12 protein-coding genes are annotated in these 12,580 nt (G+C 62.0%); 7 read left to right on the top strand and 5 right to left on the bottom strand.

The annotated features are described in order from the left end of the window. Window positions 1-12: 12 nt before the first annotated feature. Genes F3H98_RS13430 through F3H98_RS13445 form a run of 4 tightly spaced genes read right to left on the bottom strand, consistent with a single transcriptional unit; the run spans window position 13 to window position 3,830 of the window. Window positions 13-1,053 carry a sulfate/molybdate ABC transporter ATP-binding protein gene (locus tag F3H98_RS13430; protein WP_149760660.1) on the bottom strand — a complete coding sequence of 347 codons (1,041 nt, stop codon included), beginning with the start codon at window positions 1,051-1,053 and terminating at the stop codon, window positions 13-15. A 17-nt stretch (window positions 1,054-1,070) separates the two neighbouring features. After that, the gene (gene cysW / locus F3H98_RS13435) at window positions 1,071-1,949 is read right to left on the bottom strand and encodes a sulfate ABC transporter permease subunit CysW (RefSeq protein ID WP_149760661.1); all 879 of its coding nucleotides are present in this window, start codon (window positions 1,947-1,949) and stop codon (window positions 1,071-1,073) included. Beyond that, window positions 1,942-2,793 (bottom strand): sulfate ABC transporter permease subunit CysT, encoded by an 852-nt coding sequence (gene cysT, locus F3H98_RS13440; protein WP_149760662.1) that lies wholly within the window; start codon window positions 2,791-2,793, stop codon window positions 1,942-1,944. Before cysT ends, cysW begins: the two co-directional genes overlap by 8 nt. 8 nt (window positions 2,794-2,801) lie before the next feature. Further along, window positions 2,802-3,830, bottom strand: coding sequence for a sulfate ABC transporter substrate-binding protein (locus tag F3H98_RS13445; protein WP_149760663.1), 1,029 nt, complete (start codon window positions 3,828-3,830; stop codon window positions 2,802-2,804). A 374-nt stretch (window positions 3,831-4,204) separates the two neighbouring features. Between F3H98_RS13445 and xylB the strand changes: the two genes are divergently transcribed. The 4 genes from xylB (at window position 4,205) to F3H98_RS13465 (ending at window position 8,231) form a co-directional block, all read left to right on the top strand. Then, the gene (gene xylB, locus F3H98_RS13450) at window positions 4,205-5,659 is read left to right on the top strand and encodes a xylulokinase (RefSeq protein ID WP_149760664.1); all 1,455 of its coding nucleotides are present in this window, start codon (window positions 4,205-4,207) and stop codon (window positions 5,657-5,659) included. Next, the gene (gene xylA, locus F3H98_RS13455; RefSeq protein ID WP_149760665.1) at window positions 5,656-6,966 is read left to right on the top strand and encodes a xylose isomerase; all 1,311 of its coding nucleotides are present in this window, start codon (window positions 5,656-5,658) and stop codon (window positions 6,964-6,966) included. Before xylB ends, xylA begins: the two co-directional genes overlap by 4 nt. A 221-nt stretch (window positions 6,967-7,187) precedes the next feature. Then, a complete protein-coding gene (locus tag F3H98_RS13460) occupies window positions 7,188-7,397 on the top strand; it encodes a hypothetical protein (RefSeq protein WP_149760666.1) in 210 nt (69 codons plus the stop codon). A gap of 63 nt (window positions 7,398-7,460) precedes the next feature. Further along, window positions 7,461-8,231 carry a TIGR01458 family HAD-type hydrolase gene (locus tag F3H98_RS13465; protein ID WP_149760667.1) on the top strand — a complete coding sequence of 257 codons (771 nt, stop codon included), beginning with the start codon at window positions 7,461-7,463 and terminating at the stop codon, window positions 8,229-8,231. Window positions 8,232-8,261: 30 nt separating this feature from the next. Here F3H98_RS13465 and F3H98_RS13470 read toward each other — a convergent pair whose 3' ends face one another. After that, window positions 8,262-9,242 (bottom strand): GlxA family transcriptional regulator, encoded by a 981-nt coding sequence (locus tag F3H98_RS13470; RefSeq protein WP_149760668.1) that lies wholly within the window; start codon window positions 9,240-9,242, stop codon window positions 8,262-8,264. Between the two features lie 77 nt (window positions 9,243-9,319). On the opposite strand from F3H98_RS13470, the gene bcoG reads away from it, so the two are divergent. The 3 genes from bcoG to F3H98_RS13485 are packed head-to-tail and all read left to right on the top strand — an operon-like array spanning window position 9,320 to window position 12,532. Continuing rightward, window positions 9,320-10,246, top strand: a complete 927-nt coding sequence (bcoG, locus tag F3H98_RS13475) for a 3-dehydrocarnitine:acetyl-CoA trimethylamine transferase BcoG (RefSeq protein ID WP_149760669.1) — start codon at window positions 9,320-9,322, stop codon at window positions 10,244-10,246. Window positions 10,247-10,258: 12 nt separating this feature from the next. Then, entirely contained in the window at window positions 10,259-11,365 is a 1,107-nt protein-coding gene (locus F3H98_RS13480) for a 3-hydroxyacyl-CoA dehydrogenase NAD-binding domain-containing protein (RefSeq protein WP_149760670.1), read from the top strand. A 3-nt stretch (window positions 11,366-11,368) separates the two neighbouring features. Then, window positions 11,369-12,532, top strand: a complete 1,164-nt coding sequence (locus tag F3H98_RS13485) for an acyl-CoA dehydrogenase family protein (RefSeq protein ID WP_149760671.1) — start codon at window positions 11,369-11,371, stop codon at window positions 12,530-12,532. Window positions 12,533-12,580: the final 48 nt, after the last annotated feature.

Below are 12,580 nucleotides of genomic sequence, written 5' to 3' on the forward strand. Positions count from 1 at the left end.
ACCGGGCGAAAATCAGCCCGCAGCCGGGAAAAGCTTCCACTTTTTCGGCCGGAAGGCGATGCGGGTCTTTTCGGAAGCAGGGTGCGATGTGGGTATTTCAAGTTCCACGCGCTGCCTGTCGCCGCCCACTTCCAGTTCGACATGGCGTGTGCCGGCAACACGGCGGCTTGCAGCCACTGTTCCGGCGATGCACCCGCCTGAGCCTTCCAGGAGCTCGATGTCGTGCGGCCGGAAATAAAGCACGGCTTCGCCGTCCGGTGTGTCCGGGGCCGCTATGCCGATAGCACGGTCGGCGATCCAGACCTCGCCTTTCTCGACCTTGACCGGAAGCATGCTGGATTCGCCGATGAAGGAGAAAACGAACGGCGAATTCGGCGTGTCGTAAACGTCGTCGGCGGTGCCGACCTGCTCGATACGGCCCTGGCTCATCACCACGACGCGATCGGCAAGTTCCAGCGCCTCTTCCTGGTCGTGGGTGACGAAGACCGTGGTGTGGCCGGTCTTGTCATGGATCTCGCGCAGCCAGCGGCGTAGTTCGCGCCTGACCTGTGCGTCGAGCGCGCCGAACGGCTCGTCGAGCAAGAGCACGCGCGGCTCAATGGCAAGCGCGCGCGCAAGCGCCACGCGTTGCCGCTGGCCGCCGGAAAGCTGCGCGGGATAGCGCTTTTCGAGCCCAGTCAGTTGGACCAGGTCGAGCAGTTCGGAGGCGCGCCGCCTGATCTCGGCGTCCGGGGGACGGTTGTGGCGCCTGACCTTCAGTCCGAAGCCGATATTTTCTGCGACGGTCATGTGGCGGAACAGCGCGTAGTGCTGGAAAACGAAGCCGACATTGCGCTCCTGCACGGTCTTCAGCGAAGCATCCTCGTCACCGAAAAAAATCGCACCCTTGGTCGGCCGCTCAAGGCCGGCGATCAGGCGCAAGAGCGTCGTCTTGCCCGAGCCGGAGGGCCCGAGCAGCGCGATCAGTTCACCGGAGCGAATGTCCAGCGAGACGTCGCGCAGAGCCGTAAACCGGTCGAATTCCTTGCGCACATGGGCAACGCGTACTTCCATTCACCAACCCTTATTCATCAATGCCCGCGCGTCGCGGCGATTTCGGCGCCGTAGCGTATTTCCAGCAAGGTTTTCAAGACAAGCGTGACGAGCGCTAGCCCGGCCAGCAGCGAGGCGACCGCGAAGGCACCGACCGCGTTGTATTCGTTGTAGAGGATTTCGACATGCAGCGGCATGGTGTTGGTCAGGCCGCGTATATGGCCCGACACCACTGAAACCGCACCGAACTCGCCCATGGCGCGGGCATTGCAGAGCAGCACGCCGTAGAGCAGGCCCCATTTGATGTTAGGCAGCGTGACAAACCAGAAGGTCTGCCAGCCGCTGGCGCCGAGCGAAATGGCCGCCTCCTCGTCACCCGTGCCCTGTTCCTGCATCAGCGGGATCAGTTCGCGGGCGACGAAGGGAAAGGTGACGAAGACCGTGGCGAGCACGATGCCCGGAACCGCGAACAGGATCTCGACGCCGTGCGCCTTCAGCCATGGGCCAAGCAGGCTGCCCGCGCCGAAAAGCAGCACATAGACGAGGCCGGAGATGACCGGCGACACCGAGAACGGCAGATCAATCAGCGTGATCAGGAACGCCTTGCCCTTGAACTCGAACTTGGCGATCGCCCACGCGGCGGTGATGCCGAACACCAGGTTCGCCGGTACCGAGATCGCAGCGACAAGCAGTGTCAGCCGGATCGCCGCCATCGCATCCGGATCGATCAGCGCATCGACGAAGGCGCCTGTGCCTTTCTGGAAGGCTTCGATGAACACGACGACCAGCGGCAGCACCAGAAAAATGCCCAGGAACAGGAAAGCGATGGCCATCAGCATGTAGCGGGCCGGCCGCGTTTCGGTGACGGCCGAGCGAAAGCGCGGCTGGCGGACGGTAGCGGGTTTTGCCTCAGCCATAACGCTTGCGGCTCCACGCCTGCACGAGGTTGATGAACAGCAGCATTGCGAAAGACAAGGTCAGCATGATCGTGGCGATCGCGGTGGCGGCGGCATAATCGTACTCTTCCAGGCGGATAACGATCAGCAGCGGGGCGATCTCCGAGACATAGGGCAGGTTGCCGGCGATGAAGATGACCGAGCCGTATTCGCCGACGCCGCGCGCGAAAGCAAGCGCAAAGCCGGTCAGTATCGCAGGACTGAGCCCTGGAAAAAGAACCCGCCAGACGGTCTGGAAACGCGTCGCGCCAAGTGTGGCCGCCACTTCCTCGACGCCCTTGTCGATCTCTTCCATGATCGGCTGCACCGTTCTAACGACGAAGGGCAAGCCGATGAAGACCAGTGCGATGATGATGCCGAGCGGCGTGTAGGCGACCTTGATGCCCAGCGGCGCCAGCAGCGCACCGATCCAGCCGTTAGGCGCGTAGAGGGTGGTGAGGGCAATGCCCGCGACGGCGGTCGGCAGCGCAAAGGGCAGGTCTACCATGGCATCGACGATGCGGCGGCCCGGGAAGTTGTAGCGAACCAGCACCCAGGCGACGATGGTGCCGAAGACGACGTTGACCGCAGCCGCGATCAACGCCGTGCCGAAGCTTATTTCCAGCGCCTTCAGCGTGCGGCGATCAAAGGCGATTGTCCAGAAATCAGTCCAGCCCAGCGACGCGGTACGCCAGACCAGGCCGGACAAGGGGATCAGGATGATGAGCGTGAGGTAGGCAAGCGAGAAGCCAAGCGTCAATCCGAAGCCCGGAATGACGCTCGGCGCCTTGAACCGCCACCCCGCCGAAGCGGGAACTGATGTCATAATGTCCCTTACTGTGCCGGCTTGTAGATCTGGTCGAATATACCACCATCACCGAAATGGTAAGGCTGGGCTTTGGCCCAGCCGCCGAAAATCGGGTCATCGATCGAGACAAGCTTCAGATCGGGAAGCTTCTGCAATTCGCCAGCCGGCACCAGTTCGGGTTTCGAGGGCCGGTAATGGTGCTTGGCCGCAAGCCGCTGGCCTTCCTCGGTATAGAGGTAGTTGAGATAGGCTTCGGCAACCTTGCGCGTGCCCTTTGCATCGACATTGGCGTCGACCACGGCGACCGGCGGTTCAGCCAGTATGGAGGACGGCGGGAAGACTATGTCGAACTGGTCGGCACCGAACTCGTCTAGCGCCAGGTACGCCTCGTTCTCCCAGGCCAGAAGCACGTCGCCGAGGCCACGCTGTGCGAATGTTACCGTCGAACCGCGTGCGCCGGTGTCGAGCACCGGAACATGGCTGTACAGGTTCGAGACATATTCCTTGATCTTGCCTTCATCGCCGCCGAACTGCGTGTTGGCCCATGCCCAGGCGGCGAGATAGTTCCAGCGGGCGCCGCCAGAGGTTTTCGGGTTGGGCGTAATGATCTGGACGCCTTCCTTCACCAGATCGCCCCAATCCGTGATGCCTTTCGGGTTGCCCTTGCGGACCAGGAAGATGATGGTCGAGGTATAGGGCGACGAATTGTTCGGCAGGCGGGTACGCCAGTCGGGGTTGATCTTCTTCGAGTTCGCGACGATCGCGTTAATGTCGCTTTCGAGCGCGAGCGTGACCACATCGGCATCGAGCCCGTCGATGACCGCGCGTGCCTGCTTGCCCGAGCCGCCATGCGAAGTCTGGATCGTCAGTGTCTCACCGGTATCTGCCTTCCACTTCGTGGCGAAGGCGACGTTGAAATCCTTGTAGAGTTCGCGGGTGGGATCATAGGAGACGTTGAGGATGGTCGTGTCGGCGAATGCGAATCCGAAGACTCCGAGTTGAACGGCGCCGGCTAGAAGGCCGGCAAGAAGCGTTCGGGAAAGCTGGCTGGTCATCTGTCTGCCTCCGTTTGATGCTGACGATAACTCTAGTGAAGTTGTAGAGAATGATAATGCGGATGCGGTTCGTATTGTTCCGTTGTTCGGCAATCTCGTTCCAAATTGGAACGCATTGACGAAATCTGGTTGCCTTTTCCAGCTTTTTGAAAATCTGGTTCCAGGCACCTTGGAGGCAACGGGCGCGGTGCGGGCAAGCCTCGAACACGCCAACGTCAATTATTCCGAGGCGCGAAAAAAATATACCCGAACGAGGATTGGGTGCTTGCGCGAGCAGGCGTTTTCCTGTGAAGCTTCAATTCAGGAGGAGATGCCGCCTCGACATTCTGGACGTTGGGCTGGGATGGCCGAATGGCTGTTGCCGGAGGAATGCGATGTATCTTGGGCTCGACCTCGGGACCTCTGGGGTAAAGGCACTGCTGATCGACGGCGCGCAGCGCGTGGTCGGCTCCGCGCACGGCGACCTCGATGTGTCGCGTCCGCATCCCGGTTGGTCCGAGCAGGATCCTGCCCATTGGGTGCAGGCCGCCGATACGGCTGTCGCCGCGCTGAAGGCGGCCCATCCTAATGAACTCGCCGCGGTGCGCGGTATCGGGCTTTCCGGCCAGATGCATGGCGCCACACTGCTCGATGCAGGCGACAAGGTGCTTCGGCCGTGCATTCTATGGAACGACACCCGTAGCTACCATGAGGCGGCCGCACTCGACGCCGATCCGCGCTTCCGGAAGATCACCGGCAACATCGTCTTCCCAGGCTTCACAGCGCCAAAACTCGCCTGGGTGAAAAACAACGAGCCTGAAATCTTCGCCAAGGTGGCGAAAGTGCTGCTGCCGAAAGATTTTCTTCGCCTTTGGCTGACCGGCGAGCACATTTCCGAAATGTCGGATTCGGCCGGCACCGCCTGGCTCGACGTAGCCCAGCGCAGATGGTCGCCGGATCTGCTTGCCGCAACCAATCTCGACGAGCGGCAGATGCCTTCGCTGGTGGAAGGAACGCAGGCCGGCGGCTTGCTTCGCGCTGAACTCGCCGCGAAATGGGGCATGCATCCTGGTGCGGTCGTTGCCGGCGGGGCTGGCGACAACGCGGCCTCCGCATGCGGCATGGGCACGGTGAAGCCTGGTGCTGCATTCGTCTCGCTGGGCACCTCAGGCGTGTTGTTTGCCGCCAACGGCTCCTACCTTCCCAACCCGCAAAGCGCGGTTCACACCTTTTGCCACGCCCTGCCGGGTGCGTGGCATCAAATGGGGGTCATCCTGTCGGCTGCGGATTCGCTGAACTGGCTGTCGGAAATCACCGGCAAGGACGCAGGCGAACTGACCGGCGAGCTCGGCGACGATCTCAAGGCGCCGAGCTGCGTTTCGTTCCTGCCCTATCTGTCGGGCGAACGCACGCCGCACAATGACGCCGTCATCCGTGGTTCGTTCACCGGGCTCGGCCACGAATCGGATCGCGCCGTGCTGACGCAGGCCGTGCTTGAAGGCGTGGCCTTCGCCTTTCGCGACAGCCTCGAAGCCCTGCACGCTGCTGGCACCGAGCTGACGCGGGTGACGGCCATCGGCGGCGGCTCGCGTTCGCGCTATTGGCTGAAGGCGATCGCCACCGCGCTCGGCATCCCGGTGGATATTCCGGCCGATGGCGATTTCGGCGCGGCTTTCGGTGCTGCCCGCCTGGGGCTCATCGCTGCCGAAGATGCCGACCCGCACGCTATCTGCACACCGCCGGAAACAGCGGAGAGCATCGAACCCGACCGCGCGCTATCCAGTGCGTTTGCCGATGCCTATCAGCGCTATCGTGCGCTCTACCCAGCCATCAGAGGAGTTTCATCGTGAGCACCGGTTTCTTCGGCGACATCAAGAAAATCGAATATGAAGGGCCGGAAAGCACCAACCCGCTCGCTTACCGGTTCTACAACCCCGACGAAATCGTCGCCGGCAAACGCCTCGAAGACCATCTGCGCTTTGCTGTCGCCTACTGGCATTCGTTCGCGTGGCCGGGCGGCGATCCGTTCGGCGGGCAGACCTTCGAGCGCCCCTGGTTTGGCGAGACGATGGAAAACGCCAGGCTGAAAGCCGACGTCGCCTTCGAGATGTTCTCGCTGCTCGGTGCTCCCTTCTATTGCTTCCACGATGCCGATGTCCGGCCCGAAGCGTCGACTTTCGCCGAAAGTGCTGCGCGCCTCGACGAGATCGCCGACTACTTCGCCGAAAAGCAGAAGAAAACCGGGATCAAGCTTCTGTGGGGCACGGCCAACCTGTTCTCGAACCGGCGCTTCATGTCGGGCGCGGCGACCAACCCCGACCCCGATGTGTTTGCTTACGCCGCTGCGACGGTGAAGAAATGCATAGACGTGACCAAGCGCCTGAAGGGCGAGAACTATGTGCTTTGGGGCGGCCGTGAGGGTTATGAAACCCTCCTCAACACCGATCTGAAGCGCGAGCAGGAACAGGCCGGACGCTTCCTGTCGCTGGTGGTCGACTACAAGCATCGGATCGGCTTCAAGGGCACCATCCTGATCGAGCCGAAGCCGCAGGAGCCGACCAAGCACCAGTACGATTACGATGTAGCGACCGTCTACGGCTTCCTGAAGAAGTTCGGGCTGGAGAACGAGGTCAAGGTCAATATCGAGCAGGGCCATGCCATCCTGGCCGGGCACTCTTTCGAGCATGAACTGGCACTGGCCAACGCGCTCGGCATTTTCGGTTCTATCGACATGAACCGCAACGATTATCAGTCGGGCTGGGACACCGACCAGTTCCCCAACAATGTGCCGGAGATGGCGCTGGCGTATTACCAGGTGCTTCAGGGCGGCGGCTTCAAGACCGGCGGCACCAATTTCGACGCCAAGCTGCGGCGCCAGTCGCTCGACCCGCAGGATCTGCTGATCGCCCATATCGGCGGCATGGATTGCTGCGCGCGGGGGCTGAAGGCAGCAGCCCGCATGATCGAGGACAAGGCGCTCTCCGGGCCATTGGAGGAACGCTACGCCGGCTGGAAATCGGCCGAAGGCAAGGCGATGCTTGCCGGCAAGCGTACGCTGGAAGAAATCGCCGAGCGGGTGGTCAAGAAAAAGATCGAGCCGCAGCCGAAATCCGGCCGCCAGGAACTGTTGGAGAACATTGTCAATCGGTACGTATAGGAGGCGTTCCACCGGGCGCCGGCTCATGTCGAGCCTGCGGCCCTGTTGGAAATGCCGGCGAGATTAAACATGCTGTGATTTCAGATCGATAGCCGGATATCGATCTGCCGTTGCGCTGTTAAGAAAACTTCATCCGGCCGCCTTTCAATTGCCTTTATCCGGCCTTCAATGCGCCGTGTGGGACGACCACTAATTGTCCCGCACGAGAGAGGAGGCAAATCATGGCACATCACGACAACGAATCCCGGATCAGCGCGGTCGCACCTCGCCTCGCAATCGATTCGATCGTCGATCTGCTGCTCTCGTTGCCGGATGAGAAATCGATCGAAGCCGATGCAGTCGACCGGGCCGTTGCGGGTCGCCTGCAGATGGAACTTGCGGACAGGATGCGATCGCTGATCGGCGAGGATAGCCATCGGCAGGCCGCCTGATTACGAGAGCGCCGAATGCGGCGGTGCATTGACCCGCCGTGCCGTCAAGACCATTCTTGTCTAATGATCAGCGGTGTGCTGCTGGACCTTGCCGGCGTCATCTACGATGGCGACGTGGCGATACCGGGCGCGGTCGAAGCGGTGGCGCTGCTGCGCGGTATGGGTTTGCCGTTGCGCTTTGCCAGCAACACAACCCGCTCGGCAAAGCAGACCGTTCTCGACCGCCTCCATCGACTGGGGCTGGTCGTCGCCAAGGACGAGCTTTTCACGCCGGCACAAGCTGCCTGTGCGTGGCTCATCGAGCATGGATGTTCTCCACATTTGCTGGTCCATCCGGATCTTGAACCGGATTTTCACGGGCTGCCGAAGGGCGGTAAACGCGCTGTCATCATCGGCGATGCGGGAGAGGCGCTCGACTATGTGTCGCTGAACGCGGCATTCCGCGAACTGAACGACGGCGCCGATTTCCTTGCGTTGGCGATCAACCGCACTTTCAAGGATGCCGATGGCAGGTTGAGTCTCGATGTCGGACCGTTCGTGGCGGCACTGGAATTCGCGTGCCAACGCAAAGCCACTGTTCTTGGCAAGCCGTCGCCGGATTTCTTCCGGGCCGCGCTTTCCAGCATGAACTGCCCGACCGGAGAAGCGGTTATGGTTGGCGATGACGCCGAGAGCGATGTCGCCGGGGCTCTTGGTGCGGGTCTCGCTGCCGCCTTGCAGGTACGTACCGGCAAATACCGCGCAGGCGATGAGGCGCGCTTCGACCCGCGTCCAACCGCTGTCGTTGACGATCTGAAGGGAGCGGCTGAATGGATCGTTGCGCGGAGGAACTGAGGACGGCACCGACGCGCCCATTGCTCTAGTCTACCTCCGCCGCAGGCGCACCGGAGCCTCGCCGAAAGTTTTCGAAAAAGCCCTTGAGAAAGCCGCGGCCGATGAAAAGCCGGTGCGTGCTGCGATGTCGGCCATCGCGACGCGTGTATCCAGCACCAGCCGGCGGGCCGCGTTGAGCCGCAGCCTGAGGTAATAGGCGCCGGGCGTTTCGCCGATCGACTTACGGAAGATCATCTCCAACGCGCGGGCCGTCACGCCCGTCCGTTTGGCGATCGCGGCGATCGTCAGTGGCTCGTCTACATGCGCTTCCATCAGCCGTATCGCCTGCGCCAGACGGGGGTCGTAGCCGTCGAGCCGCCCCAGCGAAACCAACGGCTGCGCGTCGGTCGCGGCGTTGGCCTGGTCGTAAATGAAGACGCTGGCGACATCGAGAGCCACGGCCATACCGAGCCGCGTGCGAATCAGATGCAGCATCAGGTCGAAGGTGGGTGAGGCGCCACCTGTGGTGAACACCGGCCCGTCGATGACGTACCGGTCGGGCCGGACATCGGCGCCAGGAAAGGCGGCGGCGAAATCTTCCATGTCTTCCCAATGGGTTGTCGCCTTGCGTCCCTCCAGCAATCCCGCCCGCCCAAGCAGCCAGGTGCCGGCCTCGACGCCACCGCAGGCGCGCGCAGCCTTGGCTACCTGCCGTATTCCCGCGGTCAGGCCAGGTGATACGTGATCGCGTGTGCCGAAGCCGCCGATAAGCACCAGTACATCGGTCTTTTCCGACGGCTCGAACCGTCCGCCTACCGCGATCGGCAGGCCGCTCGTGGTGATGGCGGGTTGTCCGTCGACGGAGACGGTCTTCCAGTCGAACATTGTTTCGCCGGCTACGCGGTTGGCGGCGCGCAACGGATCGACGGCCGATGCAACACACATCAGCGATGAACCGGACAAGACAAGCAGCGTCACCTTGACCGGGGAACGCTCCGCCAGAAAGATTGTCGGCATTTCGCTTTTCATCAATTGCACTTCGTAATTTGAGAAACAGTTTTTGCCAAGTCAGGCATGCTTCCGCCGACATGAACCGGGGAGGAACTTTCATGCCGCTTGCAATGAACCGTGAGGTCTTCATCACCTGTGCGGTGACCGGTTCCGGCGGAACCCAGGACCGTAGCCCGCATGTGCCGCGCTCGCCCAAGCAGATTGCCGATGCGGCGATAGATGCTGCAAAAGCGGGTGCTGCGATCGTGCACTGCCATGTACGCGACCCCGAAACCGGGGTGCCGCGCCGCGATGTACACCTTTACCGCGAAGTGACGGAGCGTATCCGTGATGCCGGCGTCGACATGGTGCTCAACCTGACCGCCGGCATGGGCGGCGACATGGTGTTCGGCTCTCCGGAAAGTCCGCTGCCGCTCAAGGAGAAGGGTACGGACATGGGCAGTGCGGCCAGCCGCATGGAGCATGTGCGCCAGTGCCTGCCGGAGATCTGCACACTTGACTGCGGCACCATGAATTTTGCCGAGGCCGATTACGTGATGACCAACACGCCAGGCATGCTGCGGGCAATGGGCGGCATGATGACGGAACTGGGCGTCAAGCCGGAGATCGAGGCGTTCGATAGTGGTCATCTGTGGTTTGCCAAGCAGTTGGTGAGCGAAGGCGTATTGAAGCCCGATGCGCTGGTGCAGCTTTGCATGGGCGTGCCGTGGGGCGCGCCGGACGACCTCAACACTTTCATGGCGATGGTCAACAACGTGCCGTCAGACTGGACATGGTCGGCTTTCTCGCTTGGCCGCAACGAGATGGCCTATGTCGCGGCGGCAGTGCTTGCCGGCGGCAATGTGCGTGTCGGACTGGAGGACAATCTCTGGCTGGACAAGGGCGTGCTGGCGACCAATGCGCAACTGGTCGAACGTGCTGTATCGATCGTCGAGAACATGGGTGCGCGGGTGCTCGGCCCGGATGAGGTGCGCAAGAAACTCAATTTGACGAAACGGGCGCCCTTGAGCGCAAAAGCGGCCTGACGGAGCCTTGCGATGACAATCAACAAAGCGGCCGCAATCGGCGGCGGGGTGATCGGCGCTGGCTGGGTCGCGCGGCTTGTGCTCAACGGCATCGACGTTGCAATTTTCGATCCTGACCCCGAGGCTTCGCGCAAGGTCGGCGAAGTGATGAAGGGCGCGCGCCGCGCCTACAAGCAGATGCTGCCGGGCGGCCTGCCGAAGGAAGGCAGAATCACCTACGCCAAAACCATCGCCGCCGCGGTAGCGGACGCCGATTTCATCCAGGAAAGCGTGCCGGAGCGGCTCGACCTGAAGCACAAGGTGCTGGCCGAGATCGACCTACATGCACCGGCCAACGCCATTGTTGGCTCCTCCACCTCCGGCATCAAGCCGACCGACATGCAGGTGGCGATGAAAAGGCATCCCGAACGGCTGGTCGTCGGGCACCCTTTCAACCCGGTCTATCTCCTGCCGCTGGTCGAGATCGTCGGCGGCGAACAGACGTTTCCGGAAGCCATCGAAGTCGCCAAGGAAATTTACGCCTCCATCGGCATGAAGCCGGTGGTGATTCGCAAGGAGATCGAGGCCTTCGTCGGCGATCGGCTTCTGGAAGCGGCTTGGCGCGAGGCGTTGTGGCTGGTGAAGGATGGCATCACAACCGTCGAGGAACTCGACGACATCATGCGCTATTCCTTCGGGCTACGCTGGGCGCAGATGGGCATGTTCCAAGTCTACCGTATCGCTGGCGGAGAGGCCGGCATGCGCCATTTCATGGCGCAGTTCGGGCCGGCCCTGAAATGGCCCTGGACCAAATTGATGGATGTGCCAGAGTTCAACGACGAACTGGTTGACCTGATCGCCACGCAGTCGGACGAGCAGGCCGGTGACCTTTCGATCCGGGAATTGGAACGGATCCGTGACGATAATCTCGTCGCCATAATGGATGTGCTGTCGAAGACCAACAAGGGCAAGGGCTGGGGCGCCGGTGCGCTCTACAAGGACTACACCAGGCAACTCGCCAAGCTGGCAGTGAAGAAGAAGAAGAAGCCGACTTCCAAGGCCGCCGAGAAGGCCAAACCGGCAAAGAAGGCAAAGCCTGCAAAGTCGAAGAAAAAAGCCGCCGGGAAGAAGAAGGGCTGAGCCATGGATTTCGGCCTTTCCGAAGAACAGCAACTGATCGTCGACACGACGCGCGCCTTTGTCGAGAACGAGCTGTACCCGCATGAAGCCGAAGTCGAGCGCAGCGGCCATCTGCGCCCCGATTTGATCGCCGAACTCAAAGCCAAGGCGATCGCCGCCGGCCTCTATGCGGCGAACATGCCGGCGGAGGTCGGCGGCGCGGGGCTCGATACCGTGACCTGGTTGCTCTACGAGAAGGAACTCGGCCGGGCCAACTATGCGCTGCACTGGACCTGTGTGGCGCGGCCATCCAACATCCTGCTCGCCGGCACGCCGGAGCAGCGTGAGAAATATCTGTTTCCGTGCATTCGGGGCGAGAAATCCGACTGCCTGGCGATGACCGAGCCGGGTGCGGGTTCCGATCTGCGCGGCATGAAGGCAAGCGCCGTTCAGGACGGCGACGACTGGGTGCTGAATGGCACCAAACATTTCATCAGCCACGCGGACATCGCCGACTTCGCCATCGTTTTCATGGCGTCGGGCGAGGAGGATTCGTCGCGCGGCAAACGCAAGAGGATCACCGCCTTCTTCGTCGACAAGGGCAGCAGGGGTTTCAACGTTCGCGACGGCTACCGCAATGTCTCGCATCGCGGTTACACCAACTCGATCCTTGAGTTCGACGACTGCCGGCTGCCCAAGGAACAAGTGCTTGGTGAGGTGCACAAAGGCTTCGAGGTGGCCAATTCGTGGCTGGGTGCGACACGCCTGCAGGTCGGCGCCACCTGCCTCGGGCGCGCCGAGCGGGCGCTCGGCCATGCCATCGAATATGCGGCGCAGCGCCAGCAGTTCGGCCAGCAGATCGGCAAATTCCAGGGCGTGTCGTTCAAGCTTGCCGACATGGCGACGGAACTGAAGGCGGCCGATCTGATGGTGTTCGAGGCCGGCTGGAAATACGACCAGGGCACCGTGACTGATCAGGACATGGCGATGGCGAAGCTGAAGGCCACGGAAGTTCTGGCATTCGTTGCCGACGAGGCAATCCAGATCCATGGCGGCATGGGGCTGATGGACGACCTGCCGCTGGAACGCATCTGGCGCGACGCGCGGGTGGAACGTATCTGGGAGGGCACCAGCGAGATCCAGCGGCATATTATTTCGCGGGCGCTGCTGCGGGCGGTGGGCGGATGAGGGCTGCTGCTGTTTTTTCGTTGTCGGGGGAGAAGGGGAAGTGTACCC

Origin of the sequence: Neomesorhizobium albiziae (genome assembly GCF_900114255.1) — a bacterium.
Taxonomy (GTDB): domain Bacteria; phylum Pseudomonadota; class Alphaproteobacteria; order Rhizobiales; family Rhizobiaceae; genus Neomesorhizobium; species Neomesorhizobium albiziae.

Excerpts from the sequence above, each read along its gene's own strand:
- F3H98_RS13430 (WP_149760660.1), bottom strand. The coding sequence starts at position 1,053 with ATGGAAGTACGCGTTGCCCATGTGCGCAAGGAATTCGACCGGTTTACG.
- cysW (WP_149760661.1), bottom strand. The coding sequence starts at position 1,949 with ATGGCTGAGGCAAAACCCGCTACCGTCCGCCAGCCGCGCTTTCGCTCG.
- cysT (WP_149760662.1), bottom strand. The coding sequence starts at position 2,793 with ATGACATCAGTTCCCGCTTCGGCGGGGTGGCGGTTCAAGGCGCCGAGC.
- F3H98_RS13445 (WP_149760663.1), bottom strand. The coding sequence starts at position 3,830 with ATGACCAGCCAGCTTTCCCGAACGCTTCTTGCCGGCCTTCTAGCCGGC.
- xylB (WP_149760664.1), top strand. The coding sequence starts at position 4,205 with ATGTATCTTGGGCTCGACCTCGGGACCTCTGGGGTAAAGGCACTGCTG.
- F3H98_RS13460 (WP_149760666.1), top strand. The coding sequence starts at position 7,188 with ATGGCACATCACGACAACGAATCCCGGATCAGCGCGGTCGCACCTCGC.
- F3H98_RS13465 (WP_149760667.1), top strand. The coding sequence starts at position 7,461 with ATGATCAGCGGTGTGCTGCTGGACCTTGCCGGCGTCATCTACGATGGC.
- bcoG (WP_149760669.1), top strand. The coding sequence starts at position 9,320 with ATGCCGCTTGCAATGAACCGTGAGGTCTTCATCACCTGTGCGGTGACC.
- F3H98_RS13480 (WP_149760670.1), top strand. The coding sequence starts at position 10,259 with ATGACAATCAACAAAGCGGCCGCAATCGGCGGCGGGGTGATCGGCGCT.
- F3H98_RS13485 (WP_149760671.1), top strand. The coding sequence starts at position 11,369 with ATGGATTTCGGCCTTTCCGAAGAACAGCAACTGATCGTCGACACGACG.